The sequence below is a fragment of the Kurthia sp. FSL E2-0154 genome (assembly GCF_038003625.1).
In the GTDB taxonomy this organism is placed as follows: domain Bacteria; phylum Bacillota; class Bacilli; order Bacillales_A; family Planococcaceae; genus Kurthia; species Kurthia gibsonii.
Map to the genome: position 1 here is coordinate 40,165 of NZ_JBBOPO010000001.1, position 23,175 is coordinate 63,339.

The window sequence follows — 23,175 nt, forward strand, 5'->3', positions numbered from 1 at the left end:
ATTTGCCTCCAAAATCATACTTTTGGTTATTATAGTACACCCATTTAAAAAAAGAAAGATGTGTTATAAGTGAGTTAGTAAGTATTCTGCTAAGTTCTTAGAAGATTGACCTGTAGAATACGTATTCCAATGGCTTGAGTAGTCTTGTATAATAGTTGCATCAAAATCGAGATGAAGAATCGCGTGTACTAATTCTTCGTCGTTATCCACGACAGGGCCGGGAACCATTGTTGGATAGTCACTCCAAAATCCACGACTCATACGATATTGATCTAAATCATATGGATAGAAGATTTGTGGCTTGTTAAAGAATGCATACTCAAAAGGAATCGACGAATAATCACTAATCAAACAGTCAGTCACTGTTAGTACTTCATGAATCGGTACTTGATTGTCTAGTACGATAATTTGAGGGTGCATTAAATTTTCTACTGTATGTTGAACAGCTGGATGTAATTTAATAATTAATACATATTCATCGCCAATATCTTGCATCAATTTTGTAAAGTGAATCGGAATTTGCTGTGTGGTTAATTCTAAATCACGAAAAGTCGGTGCATACAATAGAACTTTCTTTTCACGCAAGATTGGATATTTTTCAAATAGGCGGGTGCGTACCTCTGCAATATGCTTCTCATCAAAATAAAAATCTGTGCGCGGAATCCCTGTGCGTAAAAATGCATCCGGCTCCTTATGAAATGCTAGACGGAAAATCTTCGCCATTTGTTCCGAACCGACAACCACTTTATCCATACGTTTATAAACTTTTCGAAAGCGACGAACTGCTGCTGGTGTGCGATATGCGATACTCGGGTCAGAAAGGGCGAATTTTTTAATTGCACCTGCCGCATGCCAAAGTTGAATACATTCGATATGTTTCGGCAGCACATTTAAAAGCGGTACATAATTGTCGATTAATAGCGTTTTACAAGTAGAGATATGGTACAAACCACCTATATATTGACGTAAGTCTTTCATCTCAAATAACATAATCTTTTTTACGTTAAGATTTGAAAAATTTTCGTTGCAACGAGACGTTTTTAGTACGATAATATCTGAGTAGCCTTGTTCGTTTAGTGCTTGTATTGTATAAGCGGCGTTATCGCCAAAATCGCATAAGAAAACCATCTTTTTACGTGTCGGAAAGATGGAAAAAAGTGCGAAGAAAAATTTATTTATAAGTAAAAATAGTTGAATTAACAATTCTTTTGTCATAGATTCACCCAAGTTAGTTTAATTTTTTACTACTTTTTTTATTATAGCATATTCTCTTGAAGGCGAAATATTGAAAGTTTAAAAAAATAGAAAGATTCATCATAGGAATATGGTATGATGTATGTTGAAAAATTATTAAAATTGAAAGAGTGAACAACTTTGTCTATAAAAAATATATTAACAAAAGTCTTGAAGAAGGCTTATCGTTATATGGCAAAAAAGCCACGCATCGAGAATTTAGTTGTCTTCGAAAGTTTTCATGGTAAACGTTATAGTGATAATCCACGTGCGATTTATGAATATATGAAAGAAAATTGTCCAGAATTTGATTTGATTTGGTCTGTAAATAAAGAGAGTATCCCGATGTTTAAAGAAATGAATGTTCCTTATATGAAGCGTTTTTCTTTAAAATGGTTGCTAACATTCCCGAGAGCACAGTATTGGGTGAATAATGTACGTCTTGCGAAATGGATGAAAAAACCTAAAGGTACAACTTATTTGCAAACATGGCACGGTACACCATTGAAGCGATTAGGTACAGATATTGAGGAAGTACATATGCCAGGCACAGTCACTTCGAAATATCGTAAAAATATTATTTCAGAATCGAAAAACTGGAGCTATTTAGTAGGGCCAAACGCATACTCAACAGAGATTTTATCACGTGCATTCCATTTTAAAGGACCTGTAATTGAGTCAGGTTATCCGCGAAATGATGTCCTACATAACCCATCTGAAGCCCGTATGCAACAAATTCGTCAGTCATTGAATATCGATCCGAAGAAAAAAGTGGTATTATACGCACCGACATGGCGTGATGATCAATTTTTCGAAAAAGGTAAATATCGTTTTGAGTTCCAGTTTGATATTAATCGTATGAAAGAAAAATATGGCGATGATTTTGTCTTATTAGCGCGCATGCACTACCTTGTGTCAGAGAGCTTCGATTTTACGCCATATAAAGACTTCATTATTGATGTATCAGATTATTATGATATTGCCGATTTATATTTAATTAGTGACTTATTGATTACGGATTATTCATCTGTGTTTTTCGATTACGCTACATTAGATCGCCCGATTATTTTCTATATGTATGACTTAGAAGATTATCGTGATCGCCTACGTGGTTTCTATATTGATATTGAAGCGGATGCGCCAGGTAAGATTGTCAAAACAGAAGATGAGCTCATCGCTGAAATTGATCGTGCGTTAACAGAAGGTCATGCAGATCCTGCTCGTTACGAACGTTTCAAAAATCGCTTCTGCGAATGGGAAGATGGACGTTCTTCGGAGCGTGTTGTGAAGCGCGTATTCTATAAAGAAACCCTCGCACCAGCCTACATTCCACCAGTAGAAGATGAAACAACTGTTGAAACAGAACCATGTGAAACCGTATTAAATTAATAAAAGTAATCCGAAAAGAGGAGTCGTCCGCAAGGCGATTTCTCTTTTTCAATCGCATGGACATTGTGTCTTAAATTGGGTGCGAATATGCTATAATAAGCAATGAATATTCGGAGCGTTTTGGAACTAATTTTCGCAGCATTTCGTTCTAATTATTTGAAATACAGGGAATAGAGGAAAATACAATATGAAAGCAATGATTAACATCATTAAAGAACAGGTGAATTCATTTTATCTGGTTCAGCGCTTAGCGAAATTCCAACTGCGCATTGATAATCAGGGGAACTATCTTGGATTCATATGGGAAATTTTAAATCCTGCCATCCAAATGGCGATGTATTGGTTCATCTTCGGCTATGTGATGCGTCGAAACGCAGAAGTCGACGGTATTCCGTATGTATACTGGATGTTAGCGGGGATTTCTTTCTGGTTCTTTATTAATAAAGCTATTTTACAAGGTTCAAAATCAATCTATCAAAAATACTCCATGGTCGCAAAGATGAATTTTCCACTTTCGAGCATACCGAGTTATATTATTATGGGAAAATATTATGGTCACTTGGCGCTACTCGCTGTCATTATGGTCATCTTCTGGATTGGCGGATACTATCCGACATGGCACTATTTCGAACTCATCATTTTCGTATTATGGTCATATGTATTAGCCTTTTCAATTACACTACTTACATCAACGCTGACAGTCGTTGTACGTGATTTACAAATGGTCATTCAATCGGTTCTACAAGGGATGTTCTTCATCTCACCAATTCTGTGGGATCGCTCAAAAGATATGCCCGAATTATTACAAAATATTTTAATGTTGAATCCATTCTATTTCTTAGCACAAGGTTACCGTGCTGGGTTACTAACACATGAATGGTATATCATCAATCATTGGGAACTCGCATTATACAACTTAGCACTTATACTGATCTTATTGTACTTCGGTGCAAAAGCGCATTATAAATTCCGTGCGCGCTTCTCAGACTTTGTCTAAACTTTATGGAGGATGCTCAAATGGCAGAATCAGTTATTTTAAAAAATATTACAAAAAAATATCGTATGTATGAAACGAAGGGCCAGCAAATTGCTGACCTGATCTTTCCAGGTAAAAAAGGTTCATCTTTTAATGCGATTGAAAATATCACTTTTTCAGTAGAAGAAGGCGATGTAGTCGGACTTGTCGGTATTAATGGTTCGGGGAAGTCGACTTTATCCAATATCATTGGCGGACTCGTTCCACCAACATCTGGAGAATTAATCGTTAATGGAGAAGTGAATGTCATTGCGATTCAGTCAGGTCTGAACAATGCCTTAACAGGTGCTGAAAATATCGAATTCAAATGTCTACTTATGGGCTATTCAAAAGAAAAGATTAAAGAAGTCATGCCTGAAATTATCGAGTTTTCAGAGCTTGGAGACTTCATTTATCAACCTGTTAAACAATATTCAAGTGGTATGAAGTCGAAACTCGGCTTTGCGATTAGTGTAACAGCGAACCCTGATATCCTCGTAATCGACGAAGCATTATCTGTTGGAGACCAGACGTTTACAGATAAGTCACTCGCAAAAATGCTCGAATATAAAAAACAAGGAAAGACGATTTTCTTCGTCAGCCATAATCTTTCTCAAGTACGTAATTTCTGTACAAAAATTGCATGGATTGAGGGTGGGCGTTTACGTGAATTCGGCCCAACAAATGTGGTCATGCGTAACTACATGGCGTTCCTAAAAGACTATAATAAGCTGACACCAGCCAAGCAAAAAGAATTCCGCGACCAATTGGCGAAGCAGCGTAAGCATAAATAAGAATAGGAGTGACAAGCGGTGAGAAAAACATTATTTCTGGTAAGCAATGACCTCAATACGGAACAAAGAGGCTTGCATAAAGCAGTATTAAAACAAGCACGTCTGCTCAATCAGCCAGATTACCAACCTGTTCTTGTAACATTAGACTACAAACCAAACTATGCGGAAATCGAACGTGAACTTCATGTCACAGGTCATCTTCCACATGATGTGCATATTGTGAATTTATACGACTACTATCGTGATCGCTTTGCAGTGGTGGAAGTATCGGCTGTTTCAAAAGCACATTACGAAAAGAATCGTCATAAATTCGAAGATGAATTCTTTGTAGAAGATGCTGGTAATCACGCACGTTATTTTGAAAATGGTCGCTATGCAAAATATAAGCGCTGGGACGAAGATGGTCGTTTGCAATTTGTCGACTACTTCAATGACAATCGCGTACGTATTTCGCGTGAGGAGTTCCATCCAGCAGGCTATAAAGCACGCGAAATTTTATATCATCCAGCAAACAACAAGAAGAATCAAGAGAGTTACTTTACACCTGATGGCTTCTGTTACTTAACAATCTGGTTCAACTATTTAACAGGCGGACAACAACGTGTCTTCCTATTTGACCCGAAAATTCAAAAAGCCTTTGATTTTAAAAATCGTTTAGAGTTTCAAACTTTCTGGGTGAATGAATTATGTCGTTTAGAATCGGTTCGTCCAATTATTGTTGCTGAAACTGAACGTGTAGCAGACCGTGTACTCGGTGTGGAAGATCAGCATGCGGATAAAATTTTCGTTGTCGAACATCACCATTTAGAAGAACCTTATACAGTCGGTAGTTCGATGCCAAAGTTTATGAAATCAGTTGTTAACGCGATTCCAAAAGGATATGCAACCGTTGTTTCAACAGAAGAACAGCAGCGTGATTTACACAGTGATGTCGGCAATCGTGGCAATATTCACGTCATTCCACCGACAGTTGAAGCGATGCCAAGTGAAGCATTACGCGATCCAAATCGCTTCGTCATGGTGACACGCCTTATTGAAGATAAGCAAGTACAGCACGCAATTCAAGCGATGAAACAAGTGATTGCAGAAGAACCTGATGCACGCTTAGACATTTATGGTGTCGGAAACGAAGAAGCGAATCTACAAGAATTAATTGCAGAAGAAAAGCTTGAAAAAGTTGTCACATTAAAAGGCTACCATCCGAATGTAGCAGACATCTATCAACAAGCACTCGCTTCCATCATTACAGCGAAAACAGAAGGACTTAATTATGCGTATGCGGAAGCAGCGATTCAAGGCACACCAACCATCTCTTATGCGATTACATACGGTCCAACGACATACATTACGCATAATGAAAATGGCATACTCGTTGAACCTAACAATATCGAACAACTCGCAACCAGCATGATTGAAGCAATCCAAAACCCAGATCACATGCTAAAACTCGGTGCAGCTGCAAAACAACACGCAACAGAACACTTTGCCGAAGCCACATACAAAGAACGCTGGCAACACGTCTTACACCAAGCCATTCATCACAGCCCAAAAATCAATATGATTTAACTTCTAACTCTCGCTTAGGCGAGAGTTTTTTTGTTGTGAGTAGGTGGTGGTGGTGGTGGTGGCTGGACTTAAGTTGACTAGTTTAAATAGAATTTTATTTGTTGAAAGGGACAAACTTGGGATCGAAAGGGAATCTCGCGCCGTTGAAAGGGACAAATGGTCGCGCGAAAGGGAATCTTGGCATTTGAAAGGGACAAAACCGCGCGCGAAAGGGAATCCCGTTCTCCGAAAGGGACAAATCCGCGCGCGAAAGGGAATCTCCGCCGTTGAAAGGGACAAACTCGCGCGCGAAAGGGAATCCTCGCCTCCGAAAGGGACTATTCCGCGCGCGAAAGGGAATCTCGGCTTCTGAAAGGGACAAATCCGCGCGCGAAAGGGAATCGCGTCTTCCGAAAGGGACAAAACCGCGCGCGAAAGGGAATCCCCGCCGTTGAAAGGGACTAATCCACGCGCGAAAGGGAATCGCGTCTTCCGAAAGGGACAAAACCGCGCGCGAAAGGGAATATCGCTCTCCGAAAGGGACAAATCCGCGCGCGAAAGGGAATCTCGCTCTCCGAAAGGGACAAATCCGCGCGCGAAAGGGAATCTCCTCCTCCGAAAGGGACAAATCCGCGCGCGAAAGGGAATCGATGCAGTTGAAAGGGACAAATGGTCGCGCGAAAGGGAAACTTGGCATTTGAAAGGGACAAATCCGCGCGCGAAAGGGAATCCTCGCCTCCGAAAGGGACTGATCCACGCGCGAAAGGGAATCCCGCTCTCCGAAAGGGACAAATGGTCGCGCGAAAGGGAATCCTCGCCTCCGAAAGGGACTGATCCACGCGCGAAAGGGAATCCTCGCCTCCGAAAGGGACAAATCCGCGCGCGAAAGGGAATCCTCGCCTCCGAAAGGGACTGATCCACGCGCGAAAGGGAATCCTCGCCTCCGAAAGGGACTGATCCACGCGCGAAAGGGAATCCACGCCTCCGAAAGGGACAAATCCGCGCGCGAAAGGGAATCCCCGCCATTGAAAGGGACAAATCCGCGCGCCAAAGGGAATATCGCTCTCCGAAAGGGACAAATCCGCGCGCGAAAGGGAATCATGGCATTTGAAAGGGACTCCCCGCCTCCGAAAGGGAATCTCACTCTCCGAAAGGGACAAATCCGCGCGCCAAAGGGAATATCGCTCTCCGAAAGGGACAAATCCACGCGCGAAAGGGAATCTTGGCATTTGAAAGGGACAAATCCGCGCGCGAAAGGGAATCTCCTCCTCCGAAAGGGACTAATCCACGCGCGAAAGGGAATCCCAACTTTTGAAAAGGAAAACTCGTATCTTTTTATAATGAACAAATTTTCAAACCTATAATCTAATAATTGAATAAAAAAACACGCCTTTTTTAAAATAAGAAGTATAAACAAAAATCCCTAAAATATGCATAGTGTATAGTGAATAAAAAAGGAGAATTTTGAAATGATCCAAAAAGAATTTCGTTCTAGTCCTAAAATGCACATTTTAAAAAGGCTTTATGCACGTTTACATTTGGATGAAATAAAAGTACGTATTCAACAAGATATAGCGAAGATTGAAGCTGGAGACTTTGGAGAAGAAATTGTTGCAAAACGCTTAAATACTTATAAAAACACAATAGATATTCATGTTTTTCACGATATCATGCTCTATCAAAATGGGCTATTTCAAATGGATTTTCTTATTGCGACATCGAGTTGCATCATCATTTTAGAAGTGAAAAATATTTCGGGACATATTTATTTTACACAGAATCCACAACAACTGATTCGAAAAATAAAAGGACAACCTGATCAGAAATTTAGAAGTCCCGAAACTCAAATTCAAAAATATATTAAACAATTAGAAATATGGAATTATAGTCATCAATATAATATTCCAATATATGGAGCAGTAGTTTTTCCTACGCTCTCAAGTATTGTAAATAGTGATAATACCATGACACATATTTTAGATTTAGATGAAATTGAGCAGTTTATTTATAAGCAACATCAGGAGAATATTGAAAATACGGATGTACAAAAATTTATTAACAGAATAAAAGAAAAAGCGATTGATTATCGGATAAATACTTTAGGAGAATATTATAATTTTAAATTGTATCACTTGAATAGTGACTTTCTCTGTCCAAAATGTCATTCGAAAATGCTGAAAAAAAGTCGGAGGAAATGGAACTGTTCCAATTGCACTTATACAGGTCAGCGAATAATTAAAGAAGAATTAGATGAATATTTGAGTTATTTTCATCAAGATATGCTAAAACAAGACTTGCAAAAATTTATGAAAGATGTTTCTAAAAGTACGTTTTATCGAGAATGGAAGAAAATACAAAAATAGAAACATTACACACATCACAATTCTATAAAAACTTTGTCATATATGTTTATTTCTATTTCAAAAGGAAGGAAATAGTATATAAATATTTCAATTATATTAAGAAATCCAATTATTTGTATAAATATAAGGTAATTGGACGAAGGTATAACTAGGATAAAAGAAAGGTGTGTTTAAATTTGAAGTGGAAATGGATGATTGCGGGGGTACTGAGTTTACTATGTGTGTTTTCGTTTACGAGTATACAAAGTCAGGCGGCGAGTGAATATAAGATAGCTGAAATCAAAACGACGAAAGCGAAATTTTACAAAACACCCTCTAAAAAAGCAAAAGCGACAGCAGTGAAAAGTACAGATTTAAAACGTACATACTATGTTCGCGAATCGAAAAAAGCAGATGGAACAACGTATTATCGCCTTGAAAAAGGTGCAACATCGATGGGGTGGATTGATGGAAAAGTATTAAAAATCAACAATCGCACACTCCTTTCAAAAAAGAAACAAACGATGTATTTATTAGGGCGAAATAATGCCTATACAATGCCTGCGACAACATCGAGTAATCGATCATACAATTTAGAAATTCGTCGCGGTTTATCATTTGCGGCAGAGCGTTATGAAAAAGTGGGCACGACTTATTGGTATAAAGGGAAGATTGAAGGAACGACTAAATTGCGCTGGATTCGTTCCGATTTATTAACAACGAACGGCTTTGTAGGTGTCGATTTACGCAAACCTTCGAATGTTACAGCGAAAGATTTACAGGCACTTATTTTATCAAAAGGGCGTACACCTGATAATATTCTATACAAATTAGCGCCAGAGTTTATTAAAGCTCAAAGTAGTACAGGTGTGAGTGCGCAATTTATGTTTGCACATGCGGCACTCGAAACAGGTTGGGGCGGATCGACGATTTCACAGTATAAAAACAACCTATTCGGCTACCAAGCCTATGACTCTTGTCCGATTACATGTTCAAAATATTTCCCTAAAGGTGAAGATGGTTTAAAATTGTATGCTTCACGCATTGTGAATAATTATTTAACAGTTAGTGGTCCTTATTATTATGGTAAAAATGTATTAGCGATGAATGTAAAATACGCTACGGATCCATCATGGGGCGAAAAAATAGCAAATATCATGCAACAGATTAAACCGTATAATAGCTCATATTATAAAGGTGTAAAAGCATCGACGAAAAAAGTATCGATTGCACAAGATTTCGGCAGTGAGATTCCATCGACGAAACCACAACCAAGTGCATTTGTAGCTTTACCTTCAAGTATTTCGACAACAATTAATTCTTCAGGTGCATCAGTTTATTCAATTCCATATGTATATGCACCACGCGTGGGAAGTTATGCAAAAGGCAAAAAAATTACGTTAAAAGCATATCATACAGATGTAAAAGACTTTAAAAATACAAAAAATGCTCAGTCGCGCTGGTACAGAATTAGTTACCAAAATAAACAAGCATGGGTGCGCAGCGATCAGATTACAACAATGAACTTAGCATTTACAACAGTCGATGCGACACTTCATTCAAATGCAGGTGCAAACTATTCTAAAGTAACAACAGCAAAGAAAAATACAGCGTTAAAACTTGTAACATCTTCAAGCAAACCCGTTACAAAAAAAGACTCTAAAAAAGCAATTTGGTACCAAGTTTACCAACCAAGCTCAACGAAAAAAGTATGGATTCGTTCAGACTTAATGAAAATCTATCGTTAAATTAAAGTAGGAATTACGTTATGATAACGTGATTCCTCTTTTTTATCACAAATATTAGGAGATTCCCTTTCGCGCGCGGAATAGTCCCTTTCGGAGGCGAATCAGTCCCTTTCGCGCACGGATCAGTCCCTTTCGGAGGCGTGGATTCCCTTTCGCGCGCGGATCAGTCCCTTTCGGAGAGCGATATTCCCTTTCGCGCGGATTTGTCCCTTTCGGAGGAGGAGAGTCCCTTTGGCGCGCGGAATAGTCCCTTTCAGAGAGCGAGATTCCCTTTCGCGCGCGGATCAGTCCCTTTCAGAGGCGGATCAGTCCCTTTCGGAGGCGGGGATTCCCTTTCGCGCGCGGATTTGTCCCTTTCGGAGGCCAAGATTCCCTTTCGCGCGCGGAATAGTCCCTTTCAGAGGCATCGAGTCCCTTTCGCGCGCGGAATAGTCCCTTTCAGCCTCTAATCAGTCCCTTTCGGAGGAGGGGAGTCCCTTTCGCGCGTGGAATGGTCCCTTTCGCGTGCGGAATAGTCCCTTTCAACGGCGCCGAGTCCCTTTCGCGCGCGGAATAGTCCCTTTCAACGGCGCCGATTCCCTTTGGCGCGTGGAATAGTCCCTTTCGGAGGCGTGGATTCCCTTTTGCGCGCAGATTTGTCCCTTTCGCGCGCGGAATAGTCCCTTTCGCGCGTGGATTTGTCCCTTTCGGAGAGCCAGATTCCCTTTCGCGCGTGGATTAGTCCCTTTCGGAGAGCCAGATTCCCTTTCGCGCGCGGAATAGTCCCTTTCAACGGCGCCGAGTCCCTTTCGCGCGCGGATCAGTCCCTTTCAGAGGCGAATCAGTCCCTTTCGCGCGCGGATCAGTCCCTTTCGGAGAGCGATATTCCCTTTCGCGCGCGGAATAGTCCCTTTCAAATGCCAAGATTCCCATTGGCGCGCGGGTTAGTCCCTTTCAAAGTGAGAAATTCCCTTTCGCGCGTGGAATAGTCCCTTTCAAAGTGAGAAATTCCCTTTCGCGCGTGGATTAGTCCCTTTCGCGCGCGGAATAGTCCCTTTCAACGGCGCCGAGTCCCTTTCGCAGGCGAATCAGTCCCTTTCGCGCGTGGAATAGTCCCTTTCAACGGCACCGATTCCCTTTCGCGCGCGGAATAGTCCCTTTCAACGGCGCCGAGTCCCTTTCGGAGGCGAATCAGTCCCTTTCGCAGGCGAATCAGTCCCTTTCGCGCGCGGAATAGTCCCTTTCGGAGGCGAGGATTCCCTTTCGCGCGCGGATTAGTCCCTTTCGGAGGCGGATCAGTCCCTTTCGCGCGACCATCAGTCCCTTTCGGAGGCGTGGATTCCCTTTCGCGCGCGGATTTGTCCCTTTCGAAGGAGGAGATTCCCTTTCGCGCGCGGATTTGTCCCTTTCAAATGCCAAGAGTCCCTTTCGCGCGCGGATTTGTCCCTTTCGGAGGAGGAGATTCCCTTTCGCGCGCGGAATAGTCCCTTTCGCGCGCGGAATAGTCCCTTTCGGAGGCGAGGATTCCCTTTCGCGCGTGGATTTGTCCCTTTCGAGGAACAGGATTCCCTTTCAGCCTCTGATCAGTCCCTTTCAGCCTCTGATCAGTCCCTTTCGACAAATATTATGTCCATAAGAATAGAGTTGTCATAGAAAATTTAAGTCTCTACCGAAAGTCCAGCCTTATCGAAACACTATCCCACAAAAAAACGAGTCACTCCAATGAGTCACTCGTCATAATTCCTTGCGCATATGAAAGTTTTGTAGGGCAATCTGGTTGCGTATCGTGGTTTCTTCGTTCACGATGTCGTAGCCTTCGTTTTGGAAGAAGGGGACTGCTGTGGTGCTCGCCATTGTGTCGAGGTGAATCAAGCCAAGTTGGTAAGCTTCTTTTTCGAGTTCAAATAGTAATTTTTTTGCAATGCCTCGATTTTGGTAGTCTTTGTGAACATAGATACGGTTAATCTGTCCATCAAGTGTTAAATCAGCAAAACCGACAATTTTATGTTCGCAACGTGCCACGTAGGAGATGTGTTCACGCAATGTTTTTTGCCAAGCTTCGATAATCTCTTGGCGTCGTTCATAAGGAGCCCATGCATTAAGCTGTGCGGGGCTGTAGTCTTTACGATTAATCTCGTGTACGGTATCTAAAAATAAGTCGACAATCTCCTCTAAATCCGATTCACGATATTTTGAAATCTCCATGCCAACATCCTTTCTAACAACTATCCTCTTTTCAACCTACATGAAAAGGAAAAAAAGTACAATACTAACGTAAACAGTAATTTGAAAAAAAGGGCGTACCCCATGCTAAAAATATGATATGATAACTTACAAAAGGAGGAGAACAAATGAAAAAACAGTCAATTGTTATAGGACTTTTAGCTTCTACTTTTGTACTATCTTCGGCAACACAACTTCTGGAGCCGCCGACAGTACAAGCTGCGACAAAAGCTACCTATAAACAGAGTAACACAAGCCAATTGGGACAACTCAAATCACAAAAATCACGCATTTATACAGCACCTGGCTCGAAAAAGAGTGTAGTGGCATCAACTAAATACACGAACGAAATCTTCTATATTTCAAAAGTCGCAACGAAGACAGGTGACGAAACTTATTACCAAGTAAGTCGCCATGCTGACCCGAAAAAAGCAGCACTCGGTTGGGTGAAGTCGAAGTCAATCACGCGTAAAAGTTATAAGGTGATGACGAATACGAAAAAGACACGTTACATTAAAGGAACAGGAACGGGTTACACGCGTCCGGGCGGTTTAGCACGTAATGTTATTTTTCCGTCAATGGCTCCCTATAAACATAAAACCTTCCTTAATGCCGAAACGGTGAAGGTAGGAACGGCAACATGGTATCGTGGTACAGTGAATAATCAGACGACATGGCTTCCAGCAACGTCACTGAGCGATCAAAAGCTAACGACTGCGACAGAAAAGCCTGTTGTGACGAAAGTATCACTTATTGCGCAACTAAACGATAAAAATACAATACTACAAACGGACTTAACGAATGACAAAACGAAGCAAACGGCTGGCGCGAAAGCACCTCATACATATGTGGTAAAAGAGCAAGCAAGCTACAAGAAAAAAGTTTACTACAATCTAGGGATAATCGGTTGGGTGGAAAAAGACGCCGTTAAAACGCATCCTTATGGCGTAGAAAGCACATTGAATCAAGAAGCATATCTAACAGGCGGTGGGTACGGTTATACGATGCCATGGGGCGCAGCGGACGATATTGTGACGAAGACGCTTACGAAGGGCAAACCGTTCACCATTTCAAAACAAGTGAAGATTGGCACAGCTCTGTGGTATTACGGAAAAACAGAAGATAATAAGCTCATGTGGGTATTATCATCTCGCACGACAACGACCAATCCGACACCTGAACCAACACCGCCACCAGTGGAAGCACCTGTCTATCAAAAGATTTCAAAACAAGGGACAATCAAGTCGACAGCTGTACTCTATACTAACCTTGTGAAGCAGACGACACGCACATGGACGACTGCAGAGAAAACAGAGAAATTTACAATGAATCGTTCAGCGAAATTAGGCAACACGACCTACTATGAGCTGTCACGCCTCTCAACAACAGGGAAGGACACTGTAGTAGGCTGGGTGAAGTCAACAGAGCTCAAGTCAGCAAATGTCCAAGAGCCGACAGCCTCATCAGAAGTCCTATACCTAACTGGACTGGGGAATGCGACGACCGTAGCAGGTGCGACGAATGCGAGTAATATTCGCTTTAAAGATTTAAAATCATATCCAGCAACGAAGTTCACTGCCACAAAACAACAAGTCATCAACGACACAACGTATTATCTTGGCAAAATCGGTTCGAAATTTGCATGGGTGCGTGCCGACTACTTCGGTAACCCGTACCAATACATGAACCTTCGAAAAGTATCGAATATCACGCAAGCAGAGATGGAACAATTCCTTGTGAATGTGAAAGGTACGACAATCAAAAATAATAATCTATACAAAGCCATTCCTGTATTTTTAGATATGCAAAAACGCTATGGCATTAACGCACAGTTCATGTTGGCGCATGCGATCGTCGAAACAGGGTGGGGTAGCTCGAAAATCTCACAATACAAAAATAACTTCTTCGGCTATCAAGCCTATGACAAATGTGCGATGAGTTGCGCGCTTTACTTCCCAACAGGAAATGACGGCGTACAGTATTATGCAGATGCCATCTATCGTAAATATTTACGAGCAGGAGCCATCTACAATAACGGACCATCAGCAGCAGGTATGAATGTGAAGTATGCTTCGGATAAATCATGGGCGACGAGTATCGGACGCATCATGGGGAATATGAAACCATATGACGCAGCTTATTATGACAAGGCGAAAGTCTCAACACTCGATCCAACACAACCTGTATTCAATTACACGAATGTTATTCCAGCAGGTAAGCCACTACCACCAACCTATCAATTCTTTGATGCAGGTATCACAGCGACAGTGACGAAATTCACAACAGTTCGCCTACTGCCATCGGAATACGGTAAAGTTCTAATGAATTACAACATCGGCACAAAAGTGACAATTGACGGAACGAATGACGATGTCGCAAGTACGTGGATGCGCGTGAAGATTCAAGAGCAGGAAGCATGGGTGCTAAAATCAGATTTACAATTTACAAACTTAGCACGCACGATAACAGAAGCGAATGTCCGAAACGATGCGAGTACGACAGGTACAAAAGTTATCAAAGTATTAGACGAGGGCAAGTTCGTCAAACTCGTACAAGATACATCAGGCAAAATCGTAACGAAGAAAGATGCAAAAGGTACCGTATGGCATCAAGTTTACGTACCAACAACTAAAACAACAGGCTGGATCAGCTCAACTATCTTAAAAGTTCAATAAATGACAGAGAAGATCGTTCTAAAAAAAGGACGGTCTTTTCTTTTTGTAACAAATCCATTACAATCGTAAATTCAAAAATATGTAAAAAAAAGATAGGATACAATCGCTATATAATAGGTAGAAACATCATGTGAAAAGTGTAAAAAGTGATATGACAATTGTTACATCGTTAAAAAACATTGGAAAATATATCCTAAAAATCAAAAATGAATCAAAAGGTATTAATGAAAGAATAAAGTGGTAATAAACTATTCTTTATAATAATAATATTTCTTTTAATCAAAATATAACTAATAAATAAATGATAAAAATGGCATTATAATGATATAGTCCTTTATAAGTGCAATATTTTGGAATAAAAAAAGGTGGAAAATCTTATCCTATTAGATGATAATTAGGCTAAGCATGGTTAGCTGACGATTTCAAACAGCAAATGCTAATCATATCCAATAAGGGAGGATTTTCATTCATGAGTAATTTCAAATTAGTCAAAACTGCAGCAGCCCTAGCTCTAGGTGCTTCAGTTGTAACATCAGCAGTAGCAACTACGGATGCATCTGCAGCAAGCAAATACAAAATCAAGTCTGGTAAATTAGTTTACGCTAAATCAGGTAAAGTAGTTAAAGGTTATGTAACTTACAAATCAACTGTTTACAAAAACGGTTCTAAACTTACAGGCTTAAAAGGCAAAACTTACTACAAAGCTGGTAAAAAAGCGACTGGTACTTACAAAGGCGCTTACTACGTAAAAGGCGCTAAAAAAGTAACAACTGGTACTTATAACAAAGCTTACTACGTAAAAGGTGTTAAAAAAGTATCTACAGGTCTTTACGCTTCTAAATACTACAAAGATGGTAAATTAGCTACTGGTACTTACAAAGGCGCTTACTACGTAAAAGGACTTAAAAAAGTAACTACTGGTACTTATAACGGTGCTTATTACGTAAAAGGTAAAAAAGTTGTATCTACAGGTCTTTACGCTGATAAATTATATGTAGATGGTAAATTAAACAAAGGCTACAAATTATACAAAGAAGATCTTTACAAAGATGCAGTATTAAACACTGAATTAGCACTATTCGAAGGTAAATTATACGATGGCGCTAAATTAAACGAAGGTCACAAAATCTTCAAAGACGAACTTTACAAAGGTTCTGAACTTAACAAAGAATTAGCTCTATTCGAAGGTAAATTATACGATGGTGCTAAATTAAACGAAGGCATCCAAAAATTCGAAGATAAATGGTACAACAACGCTGAACTAGCTGACGGTACATTCACAGTTAAAGGTGTTGAAAAAGCATTCGAAAACGGTGTTGAAGTAGGCGCTAAAGTTAAATCTGTTGAGGCGATTAACGCTAAACAAGTTAAAGTTACTTTCAACAAAACTGTTGATGCATCTACATTAGTTACAAATGCTACAACTGGTGCTCTAGTATCAGGTGCTGTGTCAATTTCTCGTACAATTCCAGCATTAGCACCAAATACTGATCAAAATATCACAGCTGCAATTACTGGTAAAGTAAGTGAAGATGGTAAATCTATCGTTCTTACTCTTGGCGCTTCAGAATACTTAGAAGGTACTTATGCAGTAACAGTATCTGATAAAGTAGAAGCTAAAGACGGTTCAGCTTTAAAAGCATTCGCTGGAACAATTTCAGTAGAAGATAAAGCAGCTCCAACAGTAGAAAAAGCTGAATTTAATCCATCAACTGGAAATATTGAGTTTACAGTTTCTGAACCAATTGCAACTCCAGATGTTTTACGTATCAATGGTACACCAGTATCTGGTCTTACTCCTGTAACTGGTTCAAACAATACTAAATTCACAGTTGCTAAACCAGCTTCAGTATTACCAGGAACAACAGCTTCAATCTATTTAGCAGGCGCTAAAGATGCAGCTGGAAATATTTTAACTGCATATAACGGTAACGTTACAATCGCTGATGACCAATCAGCTGTTTCAGTTGCTTCAGTTAAGCAAGTATCTTCAAACAAAGTTGCAATTACATTCAACAAACCTTTAAAAAGTAATAATGCAACAATTCAAAGTGCTATGACTGCTTTAATTGATGGTAAAACATTAACACGTGGTACAGACGTAACTTACGCTTTAGACACAACAGATGTTACAAATAAAACAGTAATTGCTACATTTGTAGCTGGCACATCAAATATTGGTGCAGCACCAAACTACTTCTACGGTACAGGTTCTGCTAAAGATATTACATTTGTAGTAGCTGATAAACAAATTGAAGATGTTTACGGACAAAAAGTTGCAACTGCAACTGCATCAGTAACAATGACTAAAGATGTAACTGGTCCGAAAGCAGTTTCTACTAAATTATCTAAAGATGGTAAAGCAATTTATATTCAATTAGATGAAGCATTAGCTGGTTCAGCTTCTGATAGTGTAACTCTTGAAGCAGTACGTATTAATGGCGTTGCTGGTACAGGTTATACAGCTACAAAAGAGTTAGATGAAGACGGTAATTTAACTCAAATCAAAGTTGTCAAAGGTACTGATGTTCTTCCAACAGGAACAATTACAGTACGTATTGCAGCAGGTACAGTAACAGATGTTCATACAAACGCTTCACAAGTAATTTCTGTAAATACTACTGTAGATTCAACAACTACAGATTTAAAAGCAACAGCATTTGCTAATTCTGGAACTAACCATTTCACAGTTGCATTTAATAAACCAGTTACTGCAGCGACAGCTTTAAATGCTGCAAACTATAAATTAGATGGTTCAGCTTTACCAGAAGGAACAGATATTTATTTCGATAGCACAGACACTGCTACTAAAGTACACATCGTATTACCAACAGGTTCAATTAATATTGGTAATCAAACTGATGGTGCTAAAGCTCGTTTAGCAGTATCAGGTGTACAAACTGCTTTAGGTCAAACAGTATTACCTACTTCAGATTCAGTAACTGTAAAAGATAATACATCTGCAACAGTTAAATCAGTTTCAGTTGTTGGTAACACAATCTTTGTTAAATTTAATGAAAACCTTCTTGGTTCAGTAGCACAAAACAACTTTGATATTACAGTTGATGGTGTAGCTCTAGATTTAGGTACAGCTGGTACAGGTGGTACAGGTGGTACAGCTGGTTCAGTTAATGCTACAATTGTATCTGGTCAAACTGATACAATTCAAATCACAGTAGCTCCAGCAACAGAAGGTACTGGTACTACAGGTTATGTAGCGTCTAACTGGAACCCTGCAAAAACAATTGCAGTTGCATACAAAGGCACAGGATTAACAGATGCTAATGGTTTTGCAGTATCAGCTTCTAAAGCTCCAGTAGCAAACAAATAATCTAACCGATTATTAAATCCACACCCCTTACCTTATTGGGCAAACGGATTCAAAGACTCCTATCTTCTTCGGAAGATGGGAGTTTTTTTGTATTTCAATCACATACTTTAATGAGATTTTTAGAATTCGATCAGTTGCTCTTTACACTTGTATTTGCCATTTAAACAGTGATTTTTCATTAGGCTGTTCTTTCATCGTTTCGTTTCTTACATCCTGTATTTTAGGGTAATCTGCTGCTTGTGTGCGTTCCTTCTTTCCTTTCCTTTCCGCCATTTAAGAACCGTATCTACTTCCTTTTTTAAATAGATATTATTTCTTTGATGTTTTAGCTCTTCTTTTTGAACAAGCTGTACATCTAATTTGATGAGTCCATTTGGTTGTTTATTTATTCTCTTATTGTACGAAACATCTACTTTTAAACGAGTAGGTGTTTTTCTATGGAAGAAATGGCTGTAAACGCGGTATTAGGCAATTATTCAAGGATATTTAAAAAAGCCTCTACTTTATACCTTCCTTCCAAAGGATAAGGGATTAACCACCAATCTGCTCGTTCTAGGGGGATTATAAAATGGTTCGACCAATTATTTATGCATTTGTTTTAAAACGTATTCATCAAAGCTTTTACATGTCCACACCTATTGTAGAAGTAACGGTAAATACATTACCTGTTCATCATCCAGATGTAGCACGCTATCAGTATCTTTTACCATCTATCGCTACATTAACGAATTGTACACATGCTTATCATTGTCAGTTAAAGAATGAAAGTGGTGAAGTGTGGACAGTCTATTTAGTCGGAACAGATAAGTCTGTCATGTTTGAATTGTGGAAGAAAGAAGATGAGGTCATTGCATATGAATACTATGAAATGGGAGGTTGTTTGTATGAAAACGTGTAAAGCCTACTTAATGAATTATTTACAGAAAGAATATGCTCTCGAGGTGAATGAGAAAGAGATAGGGATCGAAACAGTGGAACTGGAGAAAGAAGAGTTAGATAAGCGCTATTTTACAGAAGAAGAGTGGTTGTCTTTACCTGCTTCTTGTTTGATTACATCCGTAAATTACGACAATGGAAGAGACATGTACACACTCAATTGTGTTCATCAATACAAAATTCTTTTAAAAAATGATGAGCGAATCGAATGGAACTCACGAGAAAACTAACAAAGAACTCACGAAAAAAGTAGGGTGTATCAGGTGAAATGAATTAAAAGGGAGATACATCAACGAATTGTTGGTGATTTCTGAAAGAAAAACTCACGACATTATTATAAAACTGTCGTGAGTATGTGAAAGTGAGGTGAGCTGAACATGATTGAAAAATTACTCATTGCCGCAACGATTGCGGTTTTAACTACACTGATTACAGAATTGAAAGAAGAAATGTAAGCGATACACATAGAGACAAGGTGGCTACAATAGCGCCTTGTTCTTTTTTGTGGAGAAGGAGTGACGACACGATGACATTTGAACAGTGGTTGCATCATCCCCTCAACCATCCCTGAATCGTCGCTTTCGGCACGTCAAACTGGCGTGTGGCGTATCCAAGCGAGTGAGTTTTCGCCACAGTTGTCACAAGTTTTCGGTAGTTCGCTGTCGTCTTTTGGATCACACCGAGTCCACCGTCATGTCGCGTTGTTACGTGGCATGTCTGGCAGCGCTCATAGTACATGGTCAGTCTGATTGTGATCGTCCCGTACTCATAGGTGTACGAGTGGCGAATGTTCTGTTCCTTTTTATGATGAAGATGTCGCCTTCCACCACATGGACATATTTTGTCTCTTTTTGGTGTCGCATAGAGTATGTCGTCGATGAAGTCCAATTGAAATGTCAGTGGTATATTAAAAAATGTATGCATAAAAAAACTCCCCTTTTTCGAAAACAAGCCCTTTTTTCTTTCTATTTTCCTTCATTTTCAGAAAAAGACCTATTCAAAAAAGAGTGTACGAAAAGTATGGGGAATTGATAAAGAAATAGAGGTTTTTCAAGGATTTCCCCACCATATACATACGAAAAAATTCATTCGGAAAACGTCGTTTCGCCAACATTCGCACATTTTAGTAAGCTAGGTGTACCCAAGGGAATACAAGCATGGTCGACTGTGAGAAGCGAGTATAAGATGACGTTTGAAGCGATGTTAGAGAAGTTGGAGCCGATGATTTCCGCGCATATGCGCAAACTGCATATTTATAAGGAGCATGAGCAATTTCGCCAGTCTGCACGCGTAGCCATCTGGCGTGCGTGGCAACGATTCGATGCGGAAAAGGGTGATTTTGAACCGTATGCATTCCAGACAATTCGCGGTGCATTACTCGATGAATTGAAGATGAGCGCGCGTTACGAGGAACGATTCGTGCCAACAGAAGATGATGCCCTGCATGAGCAAATTCAAGGGGAAGGGTGCCAGCGTACACGCGACTTCGTGGAATTCCTAGCACCCCACACAACACCCGAAGAATGTATGATTCTCCACGCCTATTATATCGAAGGGTACGATCACACCGAGATTGCCGCAATGCTTGGCATGAGTCGCGCCGCCCTACAAAAGAAGAAAAGCCGCCTGTTGATACGCCTTCGAAAAGAGATGAGCCGACTATAAGAAAAAGCCGCGATTTGCGGCTTTTTTGTTTGGAATCGCATAAAAATATCATCATCTCTTGAAGAATTCCTTAAATAAAAAATATAAATAATAGATTTTTAATAGAATACTATAACTTTGCATCTATTTTGCTATCTCCAAGGAATAATTTTACTCTAGAATGGTATAATTAGTAAAAAAGGAGTGTTAAAATGAAAAAGTTTTTCTTCACATGTTTTATAGCGTTTGCACTATATTTCATTGTCGCAAGCCCACAAGCACAAGCAGCAGACTACCCAGTGATTCAATCAGGACAGACGATTGAAGGTACTTTAGCTGATGAGGATCGAGTACTGTATCAAGTGAATGTAACGAAGCCAGGCTATGTTAAATTCCAAGGAACTTCTTATTCACATGATTTGTATTTGTCTTTATTAGATGAAAATCATAATACAATTGTCGGTCTTCATAATAGTTTTGGTAACGCAACAGCTACGGCACCTGTTACACGAACTAATTGGGAATATGTAGAGCCAGGAATTTATTATATTGAGGCTTACAGTAGTGGATGGCATAATGAATATTTTAAATATCGTTTTACGATGACAGTCGTAGACAGTAAGACTACAGAAATTGAGCCGAATGATGGTTCTGAACTTGCGATGGCGATTAAACCAACACAAAAACCTATCACAGCACAACTTAGTTGGAGTGACAGTACGGATTATTATAAAGTAAAATTAGACCAAGCAGGTTTACTAAATGTTAAAATGACAGCGTACATGGATAGGATGTATGTACAAGTTTTTGATTCTGACTTATATGAAGTCGAAAGTTGGAGTAATTATTATGGTGGTTCTGAGCTTTCAGGTAAGGTGAGCCAAGATGGATATTATTTAGAAAAAGGAACGTATTATATAAAAGTTTCACAATGGGATTCCTACACTGGTAAATATAAAATCGAAACAAAATTTTCAAAAACACCTAATAATGAAAAAGAGCCGAATAATGGGCTTGAACAAGCTCAGAAAATCAAGCCGAATGTACAATCTGTGACGGGTTTAATTAGTTGGAATGATTCGTCTGATTTTTATAAAGTAGATGTTTCAAAAACAGGTGTATTAAATGTTCATTTGACAATTTATCAAAATAAGGATATCAAAATTTATGATCGAGATGGTGATACACTACTGGATCGTTGGATTTATAAATCGAGTAATACAAGTTCTGATAAATGGTCTACATCTTTAAATGTCAAAAAAGCAACGTACTATGTTCAAATTTATGGTAATACAGGACTTTATAAATTAAATGTAAAAGTACCTGAGATGTTACCAAAATCTCCAAAAGCAAAAGCCACAAAAACAAAAGTGACAGGTACAACGTATGCGAACAGCAAAGTCACAGTGAAAATCGGAAGCAAAAAATACACAGGCAAAAGTAACAGCAAAGGTGCATTCAGTATCAAAATACCAACACAAAAAGTTAAAACAAAAGTCTATGTATCCGTTACAACAGGTGCAGGAACGAGTAAATCAACTAAAGTACAAGTAAAATGAGCCGCGCATGCGGTTCTTTTTTTTATGGTAGTGGGCGAGATTCCCTTTCGTGCGTGGAATAGTCCCTTTCGGAGTGAGAGATTCCCTTTCGCGCGTGGAATAGTCCCTTTCGGAAGGTGAAATTCCCTTTCGCGCGTGGAATAGTCCCTTTCGGAAGGTGAAATTCCCTTTCGCGCGCGGAATAGTCCCTTTCAGAGTGAGAGATTCCCTTTCGTGTGCGGAATAGTCCCTTTCAGAGTGAGAGATTCCCTTTGGCGCGCGGATTAGTCCCTTTCAAAGTGAGAAATTCCCTTTGGCGCGCGGTTTTGTCCCTTTCGCGTGTGGATTTGTCCCTTTCAGAAGCCGAGATTCCCTTTCGCGCGTGGAATAGTCCCTTTCAAAGTGAGAAATTCCCTTTGGCGCGCGGAATAGTCCCTTTCGGAAGACGAGATTCCCTTTCGCGCGCGGATTTGTCCCTTTCAGAGTGAGAGATTCCCTTTCGTGCGCGGAATAGTCCCTTTCGGAGAGCAGAATTCCCTTTCGCGCGCGGAATAGTCCCTTTCAAAGTGAGAAATTCCCTTTCGCGCGTGGAATAGTCCCTTTCAGAGTGAGAGATTCCCTTTCGCGCGCGGAATAGTCCCTTTCAGAGTGAGAGATTCCCTTTCGAGCGTGGAATAGTCCCTTTCAAAGTGAGAAATTCCCTTTCGCGCGCGGAATAGTCCCTTTCAAATGCCAAGATTCCCTTTCGTGCGCGGAATAGTCCCTTTCAAAGTGAGAAATTCC

14 protein-coding genes are annotated in these 23,175 nt (G+C 39.9%); 12 read left to right on the plus strand and 2 right to left on the minus strand.

All coding sequences use genetic code 11. The features are described 5' to 3' along the window. Positions 1–63: 63 nt before the first annotated feature. Entirely contained in the window at positions 64–1,215 is a 1,152-nt protein-coding gene (locus tag MHB75_RS00190; protein WP_340995067.1) for a CDP-glycerol glycerophosphotransferase family protein, read from the minus strand. 210 nt (positions 1,216–1,425) lie between these two features. Here MHB75_RS00190 and MHB75_RS00195 point away from each other — a divergent pair, with 210 nt between their 5' ends. The 6 genes from MHB75_RS00195 (at position 1,426) to MHB75_RS00220 (ending at position 10,066) form a co-directional block, all read left to right on the plus strand. Further along, positions 1,426–2,622 (plus strand): CDP-glycerol glycerophosphotransferase family protein, encoded by a 1,197-nt coding sequence (locus MHB75_RS00195; protein ID WP_338838572.1) that lies wholly within the window; start codon positions 1,426–1,428, stop codon positions 2,620–2,622. Between the two features lie 187 nt (positions 2,623–2,809). Further along, positions 2,810–3,619 carry an ABC transporter permease gene (locus MHB75_RS00200; protein WP_340995070.1) on the plus strand — a complete coding sequence of 270 codons (810 nt, stop codon included), beginning with the start codon at positions 2,810–2,812 and terminating at the stop codon, positions 3,617–3,619. A 20-nt stretch (positions 3,620–3,639) separates the two neighbouring features. Further along, the gene (tagH, locus tag MHB75_RS00205) at positions 3,640–4,431 is read left to right on the plus strand and encodes a teichoic acids export ABC transporter ATP-binding subunit TagH (RefSeq protein ID WP_068455778.1); all 792 of its coding nucleotides are present in this window, start codon (positions 3,640–3,642) and stop codon (positions 4,429–4,431) included. A gap of 18 nt (positions 4,432–4,449) precedes the next feature. Then, positions 4,450–5,997 carry a glycosyltransferase gene (locus tag MHB75_RS00210; RefSeq protein ID WP_340995075.1) on the plus strand — a complete coding sequence of 516 codons (1,548 nt, stop codon included), beginning with the start codon at positions 4,450–4,452 and terminating at the stop codon, positions 5,995–5,997. A 1,448-nt stretch (positions 5,998–7,445) separates the two neighbouring features. Further along, entirely contained in the window at positions 7,446–8,339 is an 894-nt protein-coding gene (locus MHB75_RS00215; protein ID WP_340995077.1) for an NERD domain-containing protein, read from the plus strand. 176 nt (positions 8,340–8,515) lie between these two features. Further along, complete coding sequence (locus tag MHB75_RS00220; protein ID WP_340995079.1) at positions 8,516–10,066, plus strand: glucosaminidase domain-containing protein; 1,551 nt, start codon at positions 8,516–8,518, stop codon at positions 10,064–10,066. A gap of 1,713 nt (positions 10,067–11,779) precedes the next feature. On the opposite strand, the gene MHB75_RS00225 is transcribed toward MHB75_RS00220, so the two are convergent. Then, the gene (locus MHB75_RS00225) at positions 11,780–12,250 is read right to left on the minus strand and encodes a GNAT family N-acetyltransferase (protein WP_340995081.1); all 471 of its coding nucleotides are present in this window, start codon (positions 12,248–12,250) and stop codon (positions 11,780–11,782) included. A 146-nt stretch (positions 12,251–12,396) separates the two neighbouring features. Here MHB75_RS00225 and MHB75_RS00230 point away from each other — a divergent pair, with 146 nt between their 5' ends. The 6 genes from MHB75_RS00230 (at position 12,397) to MHB75_RS00255 (ending at position 22,413) form a co-directional block, all read left to right on the plus strand. Next, complete coding sequence (locus MHB75_RS00230; protein ID WP_340995083.1) at positions 12,397–14,943, plus strand: glucosaminidase domain-containing protein; 2,547 nt, start codon at positions 12,397–12,399, stop codon at positions 14,941–14,943. Between the two features lie 469 nt (positions 14,944–15,412). Next, complete coding sequence (locus MHB75_RS00235) at positions 15,413–18,274, plus strand: hypothetical protein (RefSeq protein ID WP_340995085.1); 2,862 nt, start codon at positions 15,413–15,415, stop codon at positions 18,272–18,274. A gap of 568 nt (positions 18,275–18,842) precedes the next feature. Beyond that, entirely contained in the window at positions 18,843–19,172 is a 330-nt protein-coding gene (locus MHB75_RS00240) for a hypothetical protein (protein ID WP_340995087.1), read from the plus strand. Then, entirely contained in the window at positions 19,159–19,440 is a 282-nt protein-coding gene (locus MHB75_RS00245; protein ID WP_340995089.1) for a hypothetical protein, read from the plus strand. Before MHB75_RS00240 ends, MHB75_RS00245 begins: the two co-directional genes overlap by 14 nt. 955 nt (positions 19,441–20,395) lie before the next feature. Then, positions 20,396–20,875 (plus strand): sigma-70 family RNA polymerase sigma factor, encoded by a 480-nt coding sequence (locus tag MHB75_RS00250; protein WP_340995091.1) that lies wholly within the window; start codon positions 20,396–20,398, stop codon positions 20,873–20,875. A gap of 191 nt (positions 20,876–21,066) precedes the next feature. After that, entirely contained in the window at positions 21,067–22,413 is a 1,347-nt protein-coding gene (locus MHB75_RS00255) for an Ig-like domain-containing protein (protein ID WP_340995093.1), read from the plus strand. Positions 22,414–23,175 lie beyond the last annotated feature (762 nt).

Excerpts from the sequence above, each read along its gene's own strand:
- MHB75_RS00190 (WP_340995067.1), bottom strand. The coding sequence starts at position 1,215 with ATGACAAAAGAATTGTTAATTCAACTATTTTTACTTATAAATAAATTT.
- MHB75_RS00195 (WP_338838572.1), top strand. The coding sequence starts at position 1,426 with ATGGCAAAAAAGCCACGCATCGAGAATTTAGTTGTCTTCGAAAGTTTT.
- MHB75_RS00200 (WP_340995070.1), top strand. The coding sequence starts at position 2,810 with ATGAAAGCAATGATTAACATCATTAAAGAACAGGTGAATTCATTTTAT.
- tagH (WP_068455778.1), top strand. The coding sequence starts at position 3,640 with ATGGCAGAATCAGTTATTTTAAAAAATATTACAAAAAAATATCGTATG.
- MHB75_RS00215 (WP_340995077.1), top strand. The coding sequence starts at position 7,446 with ATGATCCAAAAAGAATTTCGTTCTAGTCCTAAAATGCACATTTTAAAA.
- MHB75_RS00225 (WP_340995081.1), bottom strand. The coding sequence starts at position 12,250 with ATGGAGATTTCAAAATATCGTGAATCGGATTTAGAGGAGATTGTCGAC.
- MHB75_RS00230 (WP_340995083.1), top strand. The coding sequence starts at position 12,397 with ATGAAAAAACAGTCAATTGTTATAGGACTTTTAGCTTCTACTTTTGTA.
- MHB75_RS00235 (WP_340995085.1), top strand. The coding sequence starts at position 15,413 with ATGAGTAATTTCAAATTAGTCAAAACTGCAGCAGCCCTAGCTCTAGGT.
- MHB75_RS00240 (WP_340995087.1), top strand. The coding sequence starts at position 18,843 with ATGGTTCGACCAATTATTTATGCATTTGTTTTAAAACGTATTCATCAA.
- MHB75_RS00245 (WP_340995089.1), top strand. The coding sequence starts at position 19,159 with ATGAAAACGTGTAAAGCCTACTTAATGAATTATTTACAGAAAGAATAT.
- MHB75_RS00250 (WP_340995091.1), top strand. The coding sequence starts at position 20,396 with ATGACGTTTGAAGCGATGTTAGAGAAGTTGGAGCCGATGATTTCCGCG.
- MHB75_RS00255 (WP_340995093.1), top strand. The coding sequence starts at position 21,067 with ATGAAAAAGTTTTTCTTCACATGTTTTATAGCGTTTGCACTATATTTC.